The sequence below is a fragment of the Streptomyces sp. LBL genome (assembly GCF_029893585.1).
GTDB lineage: Bacteria > Actinomycetota > Actinomycetes > Streptomycetales > Streptomycetaceae > Streptomyces.
Window position 1 is genome coordinate 178,233 of sequence record NZ_JARXYX010000001.1, and the last position, 15,139, is coordinate 193,371.

General features: G+C 69.8%; 15 protein-coding genes and 1 pseudogene. 8 read left to right on the forward strand and 8 right to left on the reverse strand.

The window, feature by feature from the left end; translation table 11 throughout:
* Positions 1-49: 49 nt before the first annotated feature.
* Together M2271_RS00815 and M2271_RS00820 are read right to left on the reverse strand one after the other, a co-directional pair.
* On the reverse strand, positions 50-415 hold the full coding sequence (locus M2271_RS00815; protein ID WP_280885069.1) for a nuclear transport factor 2 family protein: 366 nt from the start codon (positions 413-415) through the stop codon (positions 50-52).
* A 337-nt stretch (positions 416-752) separates the two neighbouring features.
* Complete coding sequence (locus tag M2271_RS00820; protein WP_280885070.1) at positions 753-2,507, reverse strand: ABC transporter ATP-binding protein; 1,755 nt, start codon at positions 2,505-2,507, stop codon at positions 753-755.
* 165 nt (positions 2,508-2,672) lie between these two features.
* Here M2271_RS00820 and M2271_RS00825 point away from each other — a divergent pair, with 165 nt between their 5' ends.
* The 6 genes and pseudogenes from M2271_RS00825 (at position 2,673) to M2271_RS00850 (ending at position 6,927) form a co-directional block, all read left to right on the forward strand.
* Complete coding sequence (locus M2271_RS00825) at positions 2,673-3,761, forward strand: S-(hydroxymethyl)mycothiol dehydrogenase (protein WP_280885071.1); 1,089 nt, start codon at positions 2,673-2,675, stop codon at positions 3,759-3,761.
* Positions 3,761-4,390: an MBL fold metallo-hydrolase gene (locus M2271_RS00830; protein WP_280885072.1), complete on the forward strand. Its 630-nt coding sequence runs from the start codon at positions 3,761-3,763 to the stop codon at positions 4,388-4,390. Before M2271_RS00825 ends, M2271_RS00830 begins: the two co-directional genes overlap by 1 nt.
* Positions 4,380-4,778, forward strand: a complete 399-nt coding sequence (locus tag M2271_RS00835; protein WP_280885073.1) for a DUF4180 domain-containing protein — start codon at positions 4,380-4,382, stop codon at positions 4,776-4,778. The genes M2271_RS00830 and M2271_RS00835 overlap by 11 nt, the downstream gene beginning before the upstream one ends.
* A 139-nt stretch (positions 4,779-4,917) precedes the next feature.
* Entirely contained in the window at positions 4,918-5,832 is a 915-nt protein-coding gene (locus M2271_RS00840) for an SDR family oxidoreductase (RefSeq protein WP_280885074.1), read from the forward strand.
* A gap of 72 nt (positions 5,833-5,904) precedes the next feature.
* Positions 5,905-6,075 (forward strand): annotated as a pseudogene (locus M2271_RS00845) (SDR family NAD(P)-dependent oxidoreductase); the annotation flags it as partial.
* Positions 6,076-6,231: 156 nt separating this feature from the next.
* Positions 6,232-6,927 carry a L,D-transpeptidase gene (locus M2271_RS00850; RefSeq protein ID WP_280885075.1) on the forward strand — a complete coding sequence of 232 codons (696 nt, stop codon included), beginning with the start codon at positions 6,232-6,234 and terminating at the stop codon, positions 6,925-6,927.
* A gap of 28 nt (positions 6,928-6,955) precedes the next feature.
* Here M2271_RS00850 and M2271_RS00855 read toward each other — a convergent pair whose 3' ends face one another.
* Genes M2271_RS00855 through M2271_RS00870 form a run of 4 tightly spaced genes read right to left on the reverse strand, consistent with a single transcriptional unit; the run spans position 6,956 to position 11,434 of the window.
* Positions 6,956-8,155 (reverse strand): Gfo/Idh/MocA family oxidoreductase, encoded by a 1,200-nt coding sequence (locus M2271_RS00855; protein ID WP_280885076.1) that lies wholly within the window; start codon positions 8,153-8,155, stop codon positions 6,956-6,958.
* A gap of 26 nt (positions 8,156-8,181) precedes the next feature.
* Complete coding sequence (locus M2271_RS00860) at positions 8,182-9,525, reverse strand: sugar ABC transporter substrate-binding protein (RefSeq protein WP_280885077.1); 1,344 nt, start codon at positions 9,523-9,525, stop codon at positions 8,182-8,184.
* Positions 9,526-9,535: 10 nt separating this feature from the next.
* Complete coding sequence (locus M2271_RS00865) at positions 9,536-10,453, reverse strand: carbohydrate ABC transporter permease (protein ID WP_280885078.1); 918 nt, start codon at positions 10,451-10,453, stop codon at positions 9,536-9,538.
* Between the two features lie 15 nt (positions 10,454-10,468).
* A complete protein-coding gene (locus M2271_RS00870) occupies positions 10,469-11,434 on the reverse strand; it encodes a sugar ABC transporter permease (RefSeq protein WP_280885079.1) in 966 nt (321 codons plus the stop codon).
* Between the two features lie 167 nt (positions 11,435-11,601).
* On the opposite strand from M2271_RS00870, the gene M2271_RS00875 reads away from it, so the two are divergent.
* Both M2271_RS00875 and M2271_RS00880 read left to right on the forward strand, forming a co-directional pair.
* Positions 11,602-12,759 carry an ROK family transcriptional regulator gene (locus M2271_RS00875; protein WP_280885080.1) on the forward strand — a complete coding sequence of 386 codons (1,158 nt, stop codon included), beginning with the start codon at positions 11,602-11,604 and terminating at the stop codon, positions 12,757-12,759.
* A gap of 111 nt (positions 12,760-12,870) precedes the next feature.
* Positions 12,871-13,053 carry a hypothetical protein gene (locus M2271_RS00880; protein WP_280885081.1) on the forward strand — a complete coding sequence of 61 codons (183 nt, stop codon included), beginning with the start codon at positions 12,871-12,873 and terminating at the stop codon, positions 13,051-13,053.
* Between the two features lie 447 nt (positions 13,054-13,500).
* Here M2271_RS00880 and M2271_RS00885 read toward each other — a convergent pair whose 3' ends face one another.
* Complete coding sequence (locus tag M2271_RS00885; RefSeq protein ID WP_280885082.1) at positions 13,501-14,877, reverse strand: S1 family peptidase; 1,377 nt, start codon at positions 14,875-14,877, stop codon at positions 13,501-13,503.
* A 94-nt stretch (positions 14,878-14,971) separates the two neighbouring features.
* Positions 14,972-15,121, reverse strand: coding sequence for a hypothetical protein (locus M2271_RS00890; RefSeq protein ID WP_280885344.1), 150 nt, complete (start codon positions 15,119-15,121; stop codon positions 14,972-14,974).
* Positions 15,122-15,139 lie beyond the last annotated feature (18 nt).

Genomic DNA, 15,139 nt, shown 5'->3' on the forward strand with positions numbered 1-15,139 from the left:
CCCCACCTCAGCGCGAGTCACGGCCCGCGACCGGCCTGACCTCCTCCGGTTACTCGTCCCAGGCCTGGACCATGGTCTGCTCGACGATCTTCCCGTCCCGCAGCGACAGCATCGACTCGGAGAGGACGCGGACCCCGTCCGGGTACTCGCAGGACTCGCTGTAGGCGGCCTCGTCGCCCTGGACGACACACCGTTCCAGCTTGTGTGTCATCTCGCGGCCGCTCAGCTCGTCGTACATCTCGGCGATCTGGTTCCGGCCGTGCACGACCATGGGATGGCTGGGCTGGGTGTTGCGATCCACGATCCGGATCTCGGCGTCCTCCGCGTAGAGCGACAGCAGAACCTCCGCGATCGGTCCTTCGATGCCCCGGCGCAGCATGTCGGTGTCGAACCGGGAGCTTGCCTCGGTGCCCATGATGAACCTCCTTCGAGGCCGCGGCCCGGCGAGGAGCGGGCCACTGAGGGCCTCTCCCTCCGAGCGTCCTCCGCCCCGGCGGACTCGGCAAGCCCAGTGCGCGAGGCTGCGGCCCGCTGCCGAGGGCTGACCCCGATCGACTGCTCCCCGAGGGCCGCCCGGAGATTCCGAGCGGCCCTCGGCGTGTGCCTGCGGCGCACCGTGTCGCCGCCAACCGCGCCTGCAGCGAACCGTGTCGCGGCGAACCGTTTCAGGGCGCGACATGTCCACGCCCCGGAACCTGCGACACGGAGCCCCTGCGCAGGGTCGGCGGGCGGAACACTCGTCACCTCGGTGATCAGTCGACCGTCGCCAGGAACTGCGTCGCCGCCAGCTCGGCGTACAGCGGGTCGGCGCCCACCAGTTCACGGTGGGTGCCCACCGCGCGCACCCGGCCCGCGTCCATCACCACGATCCGGTCGGCCATCGTCACCGTGGACAGCCGGTGCGCGACGACCAGCACCGTGGTCGTACGGGCCACGTCCGCGACCGTGTCCCGCAGCGCCGCCTCGTTCACCGCGTCCAGCTGCGAGGTCGCCTCGTCCAGGAGGAGCAGCCGGGGCCGGCGCAGCAGGGCGCGGGCGATGGCGACCCGCTGGCGCTCGCCGCCCGACAGCTTGGTGCCGCGGTGCCCGACCAGGGTGTCCAGACCGCCGGGCAGCCCGGCGACCAGACCGTCCAGCCTGGTCGTCTTCACCACCCGCGTGACCAGGTCGTCGTCCGCCTCCGGGTGGCCCAGCAACAGGTTGTCCCGCAGCGAACCCGACAGCACCGGGGCGTCCTGCTCCACGTACCCGATCGCGGAACGGAGCCGGGACAACTCCCAGTCCGCCAGGTCCCGGCCGTCCAGGGTGATCGTGCCGGACTCGGGGTCGTAGAACCGCTCGATGAGCGAGAAGACGGTGGTCTTGCCCGCGCCGGACGGGCCGACGAACGCCGTCATGCCCTGCGCGGGCACGTCGAAGGTCACCCCGTGGTGGACGTACGGCAGGTCGTCGGCGTACCGGAAACGCACGTCGGCGAAGGCGACGGCGGCGGGCTCGGCACCGGGGGAGGGCAGCGGTGCGGGCGGTGCGGCCGGTTCGGCGGGCAGCCGCAGGGCCTCCTCGATGCGGGCCAGGGCCGCGGCCCCGGTCTGGTACTGGGTGATCGCGCCGACGACCTGCTGGATCGGCGACATGAGATAGAAGACGTACAGCAGGAACGCCACCAGCGTGCCCACGTCGATGGCGCCGGTCGCGACCCGTGCCCCGCCGACCGCGAGCACCGTGATGAACGCGATCTGCATCGCGAGCCCGGCCGTGTTGCCCGCCGCGGCCGACCACTTGGCGGCGCGCACGCTCTGCCGCCATGACTCCTCGGCGGCCGCGTGCAGTGTGCGTTCCTCCCGGTGCTCGGCGCCGGACGCCTTGACCGTGCGCAGCGCTCCCAGGATCCGCTCCAGCGAGGCACCCATGACCCCGACCGCGTTCTGCGCCTGCCGGCTGGCCCGGTTGATGCGCGGCACGATCAGACCGAGGACCGTGCCCGCCGCCAGGATCACCGCGAGCGTGACCCCGAGCAGCACCGGATCCACCAGGCCCATCATCACCAACGTCGCCACGAGCGTGAGCCCGCCGGTGCCCAGGCCCACGAGCGAGTCGGTGGTCACCTCCCGCAGCAGCGTGGTGTCCGAGGTGATCCGGGCCATCAGGTCGCCCGGTTCGGTACGGTCCACGGCCGCTATCCGCAGCCGCAGCAGATACGAGGACAGCGCACGCCGCGCGCCGAGCACCACCGACTCCGCCGTGCGCCGCAGCACATACGAACCCAGCGCGCCCAGCGCCGTGTTGGCGACCACCAGGCCCGACATGGCGACCAACGCGCCCGTGATGGTGCGATCGTGCGCGAGATCGTCGATCAACTCCCGTGCGACCAGCGGCAACAGAAGCCCGGTGGCGCCGGTGACCAGCGAGAGGAGGGCCCCCGCGAGCAGGGCCCAGCGGTGCGGCCGTACATATCCGAGAAGGAGCCGCCACGTGGGCGTCTCCGACTCCGTCCGGGCGTTGCTCACGGTTCTCCTTCGGACCTGCGGCGGGCGGAGCACTCAGGCTACGTCCGCGTCGGGCACACGTTCCCCCGCGGGCAGGGCCGACCGGCACCTCGTGATGTCATGCCGTTACCGATCAGTCCCGCGTAGGGTCGGGACAGGGACGGACACGAGGAAAGGGCCGACACGATGGCGCAGGAAGTACGTGGCGTGATCGCACCGGGCAAGGACCAGCCGGTGCGGGTGGAGACGATCGTCGTGCCGGATCCGGGCCCGGGTGAGGCCGTGGTCCAGGTGCAGGCCTGCGGGGTGTGCCACACCGACCTGCACTACAAGCAGGGCGGGATCAGCGACGACTTCCCCTTCCTGCTCGGCCACGAGGCCGCGGGTGTGGTGGAGGCGGTCGGCGACGGGGTCACCGAGGTCGCCCCCGGGGACTTCGTGATCCTGAACTGGCGGGCCGTGTGCGGGAAGTGCCGGGCCTGTCTGCGCGGGCGGCCCTGGTACTGCTTCGACACCCACAACGCCGACCAGAAGATGACGCTGGCCGCCACCGGCCAGGAGCTCTCCCCGGCCCTCGGTATCGGGGCGTTCGCGGAGAAGACACTGGTGGCGGCCGGGCAGTGCACCAAGGTGGACCCGTCGGTTTCGGCGGCGGTGGCCGGGCTGCTGGGCTGCGGCGTGATGGCCGGGATCGGTGCCGCGATCAACACCGGACAGGTCGGCCGCGGTGACACGGTCGCGGTCATCGGCTGCGGGGGCGTGGGGGACGCGGCGATCGCCGGGGCGCGGCTGGCGGGCGCGGCGAAGATCATCGCGGTGGACATCGACGACCGCAAACTCGACACCGCCCGCACCATGGGGGCCACACACACGGTCAACTCCCGTGCGACCGATCCGGTGGCGGCGATCCGCGAGCTGACCGGCGGGTTCGGCGCGGACGTCGTCATCGAGGCGGTCGGCCGCCCGGAAACCTACCAGCAGGCCTTCTACGCCCGTGACCTGGCCGGCACGGTCGTCCTGGTCGGCGTGCCCACCCCGGAGATGAAGCTCGAACTGCCCCTTCTGGATGTCTTCGGCCGTGGCGGTGCCCTCAAATCCTCCTGGTACGGCGACTGCCTGCCCTCCCGCGACTTCCCGATGCTGATCGACCTGCACCTGCAGGGCCGCCTGGACCTGGGCGCGTTCGTCACCGAGACGATCGAACTGACCGACGTGGAGAAGGCCTTCGATCGGATGCATCACGGGGACGTGCTGCGCTCGGTGGTGGTGCTGTGATGGCCGCCCGCGTCGAACGCCTCGTCACCTCCGGTCAGTTCAGCCTGGACGGCGGCACCTGGGACGTGGACAACAACGTGTGGATCGTCGGCGACGACCACGAGGCCGTCGTCATCGACGCCGCCCACGATGCCGACGCCATCGCCCGGGCCGTCGGCGACCGGCGGCTGACGGCGATCGTGTGCACCCACGCCCACAACGACCACATCGACGCCGCCCCCGCCCTGGCCGAGCGCACCGGCGCCACCATCTGGCTGCACCCCGACGACCTGCCGCTGTGGAAGCAGACCCACCCGGACCGCGACCCCGACGCCTGGCTCACCGACGGCCAGGTCATCGAGGCGGCCGGCGCCGGCCTGCGGGTCCTGCACACTCCCGGGCACGCGCCGGGCGCGGTCTGCCTGTACGACCCCGGCCTGGCCACCGTCTTCACCGGAGACACCCTCTTCCAGGGCGGCCCCGGCGCGACCGGTCGCTCCTACTCCCACTTCCCCACGATCATCACCTCGATCCGCGAGCGCCTGCTCGCCCTCCCGCCCGAGACCAAGGTGCTCACCGGTCACGGCGACCCGACCACCATCGGCGCGGAGGCCCCCCAACTGGACGATTGGATCACCCGTGGCCACTGACGGACCCGAGACCACGACCCCCGACCCCGTCTTACGCCTGCACGGCGTCGGAGTCCTGCGCTGCGCCCCCGACGGCCCGCCCCTGGACGGCGAGAGCGCGGCGCTCGACCTGATCGGCGACGCGTTCGGACGGGACGCGCAGGTGGTCGCCGTCCCCGCGGAACGAGTGACCGAGGAGTTCTTCCGGCTGCGGACGGGCATCGCGGGCGCGGTCATGCAGAAGTTCGTGACCTACCGGCTGCGCCTCGCCGTGGTCGGGGACATCTCCGCGCACGTCGCCGCGAGCACCGCCCTGCGCGACTTCGTCCACGAGACCAACCAGGGCGGCCACATCTGGTTCCTCCCGGACTTCGCCGCCCTGGACGAGAGACTGCGCGCGACCGGGTGACGTGACACCGGAGCCGGACGACCCCGCGTGAAAAGCGACCGTAAAACACGGCCGTAAAACACGACCGTAAAAGACGACAGAGGTTGTCCGGCTTACCCCCCATGCTCGAAGAAACAACCGGGCACACGGGAGGCAAGGCATGTCACAGCCGTTGAAGGGCAAGGTCGCACTGGTCGCCGGAGCGACCCGAGGAGCCGGACGCGGCATCGCCGTGGAACTCGGAGCGGCCGGCGCGACCGTCTACGTCACCGGCCGCTCCACCCGGACCCGCCGCTCCGAGTACGACCGCCCCGAGACCATCGAGGACACCGCCGACCTCGTCACCGAAGCCGGCGGCCAGGGCATCGCGGTGCCGACGGACCACCTCGACGCCGCACAGGTCCGCACCCTCGTCGGCCGCATCGCCGACGAGCAGGGTCGTCTCGACATCCTCGTCAACGACATCTGGGGCGGAGAGAAGCTCTTCGCGTGGGACACCCCCGTCTGGGAACACGACCTCGACGACGGGCTCAGGATCCTCCGGCTCGCGGTCGAGACGCACGCGATCACCAGCCACCACGCCCTGCCCCTGCTGCTGCGGCACCCCGGCGGGCTGGTGGTGGAGATGACCGACGGCACCACCGAGTACAACCGCGACACCTACCGCGTCAACTTCTTCTACGACCTCGCCAAGGCGTCCGTCCTGCGCATGGCCTTCTCCCTCGGCCACGAACTCGGCCCGCGCGGCGCCACCGCCGTGGCCCTGACCCCGGGCTGGATGCGCTCGGAGATCATGCTCGAGAACTTCGGGGTGCGCGAGGACAACTGGCGCGACGCCCTCGACAGCGTGCCCCACTTCGCCATCTCCGAGACACCGCACTACGTCGGCCGCGCGGTCGCCGCCCTCGCCGCCGACCCCGACGTGGCGCGCTGGAACGGCGCGTCCCACTCCAGCGGCGGCCTCGCCCGGGAGTACGGCTTCACCGACCTCGACGGCAGCCGCCCCGACGCCTGGCGGTACCTGGTCGAGGTGCAGGACGCGGACAAGCCGGCAGACACGACGGGGTACCGGTGACGTCCCCGCCGTACCGCGACAGGGACGCACAACAGCTGCCCAGGTGATCGTCGCGTTACTACGGTCGATCCCATGACGGACACAACACGGTTCGAGGGACAAGGAGTTCTCATCACGGGCGCCGCCCGCGGCATCGGGGCGGCCCCCGCCCGGCAGTTCGCCGAGGAGGGGGCGCGCGTCCTGGTCACCGACGTGGACGGGCGCGCGGCCGAGGAGACGGCCGCCGCCCTGCGCGGGCGGGGGCGGCGGCCGAGGCCACAGCCCCCAGCTCCCCGTAGGGCCGGTCGCGCCAGTGCCGAATGTCACCGTTTCGTCGCAGCGTGTGCGGCACTACAACCGAATCCCCCGGGCACCGGTCTAGCTTGCAGAGATCGCAGGACCGTATAAAGGGGGATGGTCATGGGAGACATACGCAGACGGGGTGCCGTCGTGCTCGGGATCACCGGACTGGTGGCACCGTTGACGCTCGCGCTGGGCACCGCGCCCGCCCAGGCGGCGAGCTGCACCACGCAGACCGGGCCCTACCAGAAGCAGGTGGAGAAGTTCCTCGGCCGGCCGGTCGACGGCAGGCAGTCCGCCACCGACTGCAAGGCCATCCAGGCCTTCCAGACGAAGCACGGCATCACTCCGAACGCCGGGTACGCGGGATCCGTCACCTGGGGCGTGATGGACCTGATGAACAAGCAGAAGGCCGTCGGGAACAACCCCAACAAGAACGGGACATGCCCGGTCAACAAGGGGCGAATCGCCTGCGTGAACCTGACCCTCCAGCTGAGCTGGATCCAGGACGGCAGGAACCTCGTCTACGGCCCGGTCCCCGTACGCACCGGCCGCGACGGCTACGAGACCCGTACCGGCCTGAAGAAGGTCTACTGGCGGGACATCGACCACGTCTCCAGCATCTACAACGTGCCCATGCCCTACAGCCAGTTCTTCGACGGCGGCCAGGCCTTCCACTCGGTGGGCCTCAGCATGTGGAACCCGCCGGGCTCGCACGGCTGCGTCAACATGACCACCACCACGGCCAAGAAGTACTGGTCGCTGCTGAAGAACGGCGACGACGTCTTCGTGTACGGCCGCAAGCCGGGCACCTGACAGCGGCGCCCGGCCGGCCCGCGTCCCGCTACTGGGGCGCGTCCCCGAAGTCCGGGATCTCCAGCCTGACCCCGCCCTGCCGCGCGGACTCGTGCGCGACGATGCCCGGCAGGGTGTAGCGGGCGGCGACCCACGCGTTCACCGACGGCAGTGTCCGCGTGTTCACCGCGGTCACGAAGTCGTCCACCAGGAAGTGGTGGCTGCCCTCGTGGCCGTTGTGCAGGTTGTCGAACTCCCGCGGCAGCCGCGACCTGTCGTGCACCGGCGCCGAGCCGGAGGTGAAGGCGGCCCGCAGGTCCGGTGCGATGTGCTGCAGGGACGGGTCGTCGGGGGACATGGTGGGCTTGGGCTCCAGCAACTCGCTGATGTCCTTCACCCCCTTCTTGTCCTGCCACAGCGCGAACGTGGCGAGCTGCTCCATGCTCCCCTCCGTCCCGAAGAACCGGAAACGGGACTCCCGGATGTGCGAGGGGTAGCCGACCCGCCGGAACTCGTTCGTCCGGAAGGAGCCGCCGCCCGCCACCTCGAAGAGCGCGGTCGCGTTGGAGAAGTCGTTGTCGAACTGGCTGACCTCCTTGTCGAACACGCCGTCCCCGCGGTCGTCGACGACGCCGATCGCCGACACGCTCACCGCGTGCGTCTGCCAGGCACCCAGCACCCCGCCCACGGCATGCGTCGGGTACAGCAGCGGGGGATAGCTGGCCGTCGCCTTCCAGTTCTCGCCGCCGCTGTACTGGTACGCCTCGTAGAACCCCAGGTCCATGTCGTGGACGTAGTCGCCCTCGGCGTAGAAGAGCCGGCCGAAGGCACCCTCGGCGATCTGGTTGCGGGCGTGCACGGTAGCCGGGTTGTACTGGCTGGTCTCGCCCATCATGTACGTCAGCCCGGTCGCCTTGACCGCGTCGATGATCGCCTCGATCTCCTCGGCGGTGATCGCCATCGGGACGGCGGAGTAGACGTGCTTGCCGGCGTTCAGGCCTTGCAGGACCAGCGGCCCGTGGGTCCAGCGCTGGGTGAAGATCGCCACGGCGTCGACGTCCTTCGACTCCAGCATGGCTTCGTACGAGGGGAAGGTGCCGGTCAGTCCTTCCGCGGCGGCCAGTTGCTCGGCCCGTTCGGGGAGGATGTCGGTGACATGGATGTCGCTGACGCCGGGGTGGGCCAGGAACAGTTTCGCGAACTGGCCCGAGAACTGTCCGGCGCCGACGATGCCCAGGGAGAACGTCATGGAGGTCGTGCCTTTCGAGGGTGGTGTCACTGGTCGAGGATGAGATTGATCTGGTCGTTGGTCTGGTCGAGGCTGCTCACGGACTTGCCGTTGCCGTAGATGTCCTGCATGGCCGGGTGCATCAGCGCGTACACGTCGGCCGCGTAGGTGGTGATCGGGAAGGAGAAGGTCGCGAAGTCCTTCTTGTCGGCCACCGGCTTGGTGAACGCCGAGACGTCGATGCCCTTCTTCCGGTACGCGGCCACCGCCGCCTTCGTCCCGTCGGGCGTGGCCGGGAAGACGATGCCGTAACTTCCCACCGTCTTCTGGCACTCGTTCGACGCCAGGTAGGCCACCCATTTCTTGGCGCCCTGCTTGTTGTGGGCGTTCTTGGTGACGGAGTCGGCGAGGCCGTTCATCATCGTCGCACGCTTGCCGGTCGGTCCGACGGGGGTGACGGCGGTGGCGATGTCCCGGCCCTTGAAGCCGGCGTACGTCGAGATCATCCAGGCCCCGTCGAACGAGGCGGCGGCCTTGCCCGCGGCGACCTGGGTGTTGGCCTGGTTGGACTGAATGTTGTAGTCGGTGAAGGGAGCCAGGTAGCCCTTCTTCGCCAGGCCGAAGTACCACTTCATGACCGACTGGAAGGTCTTGCTGTCGTACTGGTACTTGGTGCCCCACTGCTTCTTGTCGGTGTAGGTCCAGCCGGCCGAGGCGGCGAAGGTGCTCCACTGGGTCTGGCCGTCCGCGTCACCGCCGCCGTTGGACGCGAGGCCGTACACCTTGACGTGCTTCTTGTCGAAGCCGGACTCGTCGCCCCGCCTGCCCTTGTCGTCGACGGTGAGATGTGCGATGGCCTTCTCGAAGCTGCCGCCGTCCTCGGGGTTCCAGGACAGGCTGTTCAGTTCCCCGGGGGTGACACCGGCGTCCTGTGCCATCTTGCGGTTGTAGAAGAGGGCGACGGTGTCCCAGTCCTTCGGGGCGCCGTAACGGTGGCCGTCCTGGCCCGTCCAGTTGGCGGCGAGGCCCGGCTGGTAGTCGGCCGCCTTGATGCCGAGGTCGTCGAGCGGCTCCAGGACCTGGAGGTCGGCGAACTGGCCGAACTTCTGGATGTGGTCGGTGAACACGTCCGGCTGGGTGCCCGCGATGAAGCTCGCGGTGAGCTTGGTCCAGTAGTCGTCCCAGCCCAGCTGGGTGAGCTTCACCTTCAGGCCCGGGTTCTGCTTCTCGAAGCCCTCGGCGCACGCCTGGTAGGCGGGCAGCTGGTTGGCGTCCCACAGCCAGTACGTCACGGTGTTCGCCGACCCTCCGGCGCCGCCGCCCTGGGCGCAACCGCTCACGAGGGACAGCGCCAGCGCTCCGGTCAGTGCCGCGACCGTACGTATCCGCATGATCGTCCCCTTACTTGATTCCGGTGAAGCTGATGGAGCTGACGATGCGGCGGGCGAAGAACCCGAACAGCACCACCATCGGCAGGGCGGCGATGAGCGTCGCCGCCATCAGGCCCGACCAGTCGGTGCCGGTCTGCGGGGTCTGCGACCGGAAGACGGCCAGCGCCACGGTCAGCACACGCGAGCTGTCGCTGTAGGACACCATCAGCGGCCAGAAGTAGTCGTTCCACGAGGTGATGTACGTCAGCACGGCCAGGGTGAGGACCGGCGTGGACGCCATCGGCAGCAACACCCGGAAGAAGATCCGCACCTTCCCCGCGCCGTCCAACAGGGCCGCTTCCTCGACCTCTCTCGGGATGTTCATGAAGAACTGCCTCAGGAAGAACACCGCGAACGGCGTCATGAACATCGTCGGCAAAGAGATCCCGAGCAGGGTGTCCACCAGGCCGAGTTCCTTGATGAGCACGAAGTTCGGCAGCAGGGTGAAGATGGTCGGCACCATCAGCCCGGCCAGGAACAGGGCGAACATCTTGTCCCGGCCACGCCAGCGCAGTCGGGCGAAGGCGTAGGCGGCCATGGCGGAGAAGAAGATCTGGCAGACGGTGACCAGGGTCGAGACGACCACCGAGTTGAGCAGATAACGCCAGAACTTCAGCCCGCCGCCCGCACCGCCCTCAGCGATCGCCTCCTTGGTCGACTGCAGCCCGAGCGCCCGCTCGAAGCCGCCCGTGGTCAGATCGACCGGCAACGGGTTGTCCGGGTTCCCGGCGAGTCCCGCGTTCGAGGACAGGGCGGTGCGCAGGATCCAGTAGAACGGCAGCAGGGTGATGAGCACGATCGCGGTCATCACCGCCCAGGCCACGATCCGCCCGAGGGGCAGGCGGCGCCTGACGGGCCGTATGTGTGTCGTGGTGGTCACGGCAGTCATGTCGACTCCTTCCGCTCAGCCGAGGTCGGTCTGGCCGGCCCGGGTGATCCGGTACTGGATGATGGTGATCACGCTCAGCACGACGAGCAGGGCCACCGACATCGCGGAGGCGTAGCCGAACTGGAAGCGGCCGAAGGCGGCCTGGTAGACGTACATCTGAAGCACGTTGGTGGCGTTCGCCGGTCCGCCGGCCGTCGTCACGGCGACCGTGTCGAAGACCTGGAACGAGCCGATCACCGTCATGATCAGCACGACCGCGAGCACCGGCCGCAGCAGCGGCATGGTGATCCGCCAGAACATCCGCCCCTCGCTCGCACCGTCCACCCTGGCGGCCTCGTACATGTCCTGAGGGATGGCCTGGAGTCCGGCGAACAGCAGCAGAGCGGTGTAGCCGACGTGGCGCCAGACGTTGATCAGCGCGATCGTCGGCATCGCCCAGGTCTCGTCCGCCAGGAACGGGATCCGGTCGACGCCGACCGCCGAGATGATCTCGTTGCCGATGCCGAGCTGGGTGTCCAGGATCCAGAGCCAGACGATGCCGGCGACCACGTTCGACATCAGATACGGGGCGAGCACGATCCCGCGCAGCATCGCCGACTGCGTCAGCCGCTGGAGCAGGACCGCGATCGCGAGGGCCGAGACCGTCTGCACCCCGATGTTGATGACCACGTACTCGACGGTGACCTTCAGGGAGTCCCAGAAGATCGGGTCGTGGACCATCCGCACGTAGTTGTCGAAGCCCACCCACTCCGCGGGGGTCAGCAGGTTGTAGCGCGTGAAGCTCAGATAGATGCCTCGCAGCGTCGGCCAGGCCAGGAAGACCAGAAAGCCCAGCAGGGCCGGCGCGATGAACACCGCGGCCAGCCGTCCGTCACCTCGGTCCTCCCCGGCCCGCGTCCGGTCGGGCCGCTGCTCGGTCCGTGCCCCCTCGGCGCTGCCCAGGGGCAGACGCGATGGTGGGCTGCTGGAGGCGATGGTCATCGGGAGACTCCCTTGTCCACGTCGGCTCTTCATCGGCCACTTACTTTCGTGGCGGAAGAATCCATGCGTCAAGAGTCGTGCCAACATCTTTTGCAGGACGCCTGGTACGCCCTAAAGTAGCCATATTGCTTTTGCGACGAAAAAATATTGGGGGGAGTGTGACGTTCATGACCGCAGGTGCCAGCTGGCTTCCCCTGAGCGTGGGAGAGCGCTCGGTGGCGATCGAGGTACTCGTCCACGGACCGCTGTCGCGCACCGAGCTCGCGCGCCGGCTGGACCTCTCTCCGGGCAGCCTCACCCGGCTGACCAAACCGCTGATCGAGTCGGGCCTGCTGATCGAGGTCCCGGAGGCCGGTTCCCCGGCCGAGGCCCGCCAGGGGCGCCCCTCACAGCCGCTCGACGTCGTCGCCGAGTCCCGCTCCTTCCTCGGCTTCAAGATCACCGAGGACATGGTCTACGGCGTCGTCACCACCCTCAGGAGCGACATCGTCGCCCGTTACGACCGCCCCCTCGCCACCCACGACCCCGCCCGGGTCGTCGGCCTGCTGGCCGAGATGACCGAGAAGCTCACCCGTGAGCACCCGAGGCTGGCCGGTATCGGTATCGGTGTCGGCGGTCTGGTCCGGGACCGGTCCGTGGTGGGGGAGTCCGCGTTCCTGAACTGGCGCGAGGTTCCCCTGGCCGCGCTGGTGGAGGAGCGCACCGGACTCCCCGTGGTCGTCGAGAACGACGTCGCCGCTCTCGTGGAGGCCGAGACGTGGTTCGGCGCCGGACGCGGCCTCGACCGTTTCGTGGTCCTCACCATCGGCGCCGGCATCGGATACGGCCTCGTCCTGGGCGGCAAGCGGGTGCCCTACGCCGAGGAGGACCGCGGCTTCGGCCGGCACTGGATCGTCGACCCCAACGGCCCGATCACGCCCGAGGGTGAACGCGGCAGCGCCGTCTCCCTGCTCGCCATCCCCAACATCCGCTACCAGGTGCGGGCCGCCACCGGCCGTGACCACACCTACGACGAGATCCTCGCCCTCGCCGCCGCCGGCGAGCCGATGCCGGCCCGCGTCATCGACGAGGCCGCGCGGGCCCTGGGGGTCCTGGTCGGACAGATCGCCAATTTCGTGCTGCCGCAGAAGATCCTTCTCGCCGGAGAGGGCGTCGGTCTGATGGACGTGGCCGGCAAGGTCGTGGAGGACACCCTCCGCGCCCACCGGCATCCGCTGGCCGCCCCGCTCGACCTGGAGACCAAGGTGTCCGACTTTCACGACTGGGCCCGCGGAGCCGCGGTGCTCGCGATCCAGGTGCTGGTGCTGGGCGCGGTGGAGGCGTGAACTCCGGGAAGAGGGTTGGCATATGGACGTGATCAGCAACACGGTCCGGAATGTCCGATTGGCTAGTGATGACTCACATCGCCTTCACCTTCGCGGCCGTATGCTCACATCATGTCCACCAGTGTTGAACCCGCTACCGAACGATCGGCTGACGAGGTCAACGAGGAGATCCGGGCGCTGTGGCTCCGGTCGGGCGGGACACTGAACGGCGAGCAGCGTGCGGAATACCAGCGCCTCGTCCTCGAGTGGGCCGCCGCGGCCCCAGCCGGTGAAGGCGGCCTGAGGGCCGCCTGAGGACCGTCGCCGCCAGGCATCGGTCCGTATTCCCGGGGAACCCCTGACCGAATGGGCCCCCTCCTCGCTCTGACCTCCGCCGTCACCTACGGCATCGTCGTCCCCCACCTCTCGGCTTCGCTCGAGCCGGGAGGTGCCCCCATCACCGGCGGGCTGCTGTCCCGCCGTCCCACTGCGCCGCCGTCACCGCCCTCGGCCAACTGGGTGGCCTCGTGCTCGCCTGCGCCGCCGGCCTGCTGCTGCCCGCCGACGCCGTCCACCCGGCGGACCTCCTGTGGGGCGCGCTCTCCGGCGTCGGCAGCGGCACCGCCAGGCCCTCCCTGTGATCCTCGGACTGGCTCTGCTGCACGAGAAGGTCACCCCGAGACAGACGGCGGGTCTGCTGGGCGCGGCCGCCGCCACCGTCCTGCTCACCGTCGGGTGAGGCGGGGTCGACCCAGGAGCGGGTCAGTTCCATGTGGCCGAGTAGTACTGCCGGTACGCCTTGCGGTCCTGCTCGGCACGGATGAACCGGGTGGCCGCCAGCGCGACCAGACTGCCGGCGATGACCAGCAGGCCGGGCCCGACGTTCTGGCTGTCCGTGAGCCGGGACAGCAGCGGCTCCCCGGTCGCGCCGCTCCCGGCGGGCGCCGACGAACCGGGCGATACCGCGCCGGGGTTGGTCGCGCCCTGCCCCGCCGCGGCGGGCGGTGCGGCAGAGGCCTTGCCGTTCGCGCCGCCGGCGGCCGGGGTCGCCACGAGCAACTTGACCTTCAGGTCGGCCAGCGCCTTCGTCACCGGCTGGAAGAACGTCGTACCGCCGCTCGTGCAGTCACCGCTGCCGCCCGAGGTCACTCCGAGCGCGATCCCCTCGGAGAACATCGGGCCGCCGCTGTCGCCGGGTTCGGCGCACACGTTCGTCTCGATCAGGCCGGTGACGGTGCCCTCGGGGTAGTTCACGGTGGCGTTGAGCCCCGTCACCTCGCCGTCGCGCAGTCCGCTCGTGCTGCCGCTGCGGAACACCCGCTGCCCGACCGTCGGGTCGGCCGCGCCGGTGATCTGGATCCCCTTGCCGTTTCCGATGGACACGACGGCGGCGCCGTCGCCTGCCCTGTCGCCGGCGTACTGCACCAGGGAGTAGTCGTTGCCGGGGAAGCTCTGCGTGACCGTCTTGCCCACCCGCGCGTTGGCCCGGGAGTCCTGGAACCAGATGGAACCGGTGGGGCCGCAGTGCCCGGCGGTGAGGATGAACTCGCTCTGCCCGTTGGTCACGTTGAAGCCCGCCGAGCAGCGTCCGCCGGTCGACAGGATCGGCAGCGCGCCGTTGATCCGGGGGGTGAAGCTGCCCTGGGTGCGTTCCATGCGGACGAAGCTGCCGATGCCGTCGGCGACCCGGGTCATCCGGGACCAGTCGTCGGCCGACACGGTGCTGTCCCCCTGTACCAGGATCTGGTTGGTCCGGTAGTCCATCGCCCACGCCGTGCCCGCCACCCGGGGTGCCGAACGCAGCGCCGCGGTCCCCGACTTGAGCTCGTTCATGCTGTGATGGACGACCTTCGCCTCGGCCCCCGCCTCGCGGACCTCGGCCGCCGTGTCCTGGTCGGTGACCGCGACCACCGGCCGGCCGTCGGAGCCGATCCAGGCGCCCGCCGTACGGGACGGGCCGAGCCGCTGGACGAGACCCTCGCCCATACCGCCGGCCTGCTGGGCGAACGTCCGCGGAGCGGGCGCGACAGGCGCCTCACTGGCCATGGCCCGCGTGACCATCGTCCCTCCGAGGAGGAGTCCGCCGACTGCAGCCAGCCGTGTCACTCGCCGGACGACCCGTCGTCGTGCGTGCCTCATGCATGGCTCCCGAACCCCGAACTCACGGTCAAGACCGCGGGGCACCCGCTTGGTTGAGCACCCTCATTCCATACGTGCGCGGGAGCGGCGGCGTTCACGGTACGGGTGATCTCTCCTCGTCCGCCGGGGCCGGCCCGACCCGGCTGCGCTCGTCGCCCCACACGGACGCCCGGTCGACGTAGGGCCGCAGCAAGGCGGTGAGCGGGGGATCACCGCGCCCGTTCAGCTCGTACCCCGTCCTCATGACTCCAGGTCACACCGC